General features: G+C 42.1%; 1 tRNA gene and 1 rRNA gene. Both read left to right on the plus strand.

The features are described from left to right. Positions 1 to 76, plus strand: a tRNA-Val gene (locus AACR09_RS00860). A gap of 403 nt (positions 77 to 479) precedes the next feature. Continuing rightward, a 23S ribosomal RNA gene (locus tag AACR09_RS00865) occupies positions 480 to 910 on the plus strand; the annotation flags it as partial.

Raw genomic sequence — 910 nt, forward strand, 5'->3', positions numbered from 1 at the left:
GGGCGATTAGCTCAGTTGGGAGAGCACCTGCCTTACAAGCAGGGGGTCACTGGTTCGAGCCCGGTATCGCCCACCATTCTCTAAAAATTCTTGGTTATATTCATATCCAAACCACTTCTTTTGTCGTTGGTTGGTATGTTTGACCCTGAGAGTCTTTAGAAAATGTGAATTTTAGAACACTGGTTCTTAAAATCTCATGCTCTTTAACAATTTGGAAAGCTGACTGATTGATTACTTACGAGTAATTCAATCAAATTTAAAAGTTCTCAATGTTTATCTTTCATTAGATGAACACAACAAACACATTCAAGTGTCTTGTATTCGAATCAATGTTTATATTGATTCACAATTGAGTCCGGCAAACAGTCATCAAGAATTAACCCTTCTTGATGACAACCAAAAACCTTGGTTAGTTGCCATACGCTTATTTGTCTTCACTTTTTAAAGTGAAAGCAAATAGAAACCCTTTCGGGTTGTATGGTTAAGTGACTAAGCGTACACGGTGGATGCCTTGGCAGTCAGAGGCGATGAAAGGCGTAATAACTTGCGATAAGCCCAGATTAGGTAGTAATAACCTTTTGAGTCTGGGATTCCTGAATGGGGAAACCCACTTGCATAAGCAAGTATCCTGTTGTGAATACATAGCAACAGGAGGCAAACCGGGGGAACTGAAACATCTAAGTACCCCGAGGAAGAGAAATCAACCGAGATTCCGAAAGTAGCGGCGAGCGAAATTGGATTAGCCCTTAAGCTTTTAATGAGACAGACGAAGGCTCTGGAAAGTGCCGCAATAAAGGGTGATAGCCCCGTAGTCGACATCTCATAATCAGTGAAAACGAGTAGGGCGGGACACGTGATATCCTGTCTGAATATGGGGGGACCATCCTCCAAGGCTAAATACTACTGACTG

The organism is Vibrio sp. OPT20, from assembly GCF_963889365.1.
GTDB lineage: Bacteria > Pseudomonadota > Gammaproteobacteria > Enterobacterales > Vibrionaceae > Vibrio > Vibrio splendidus.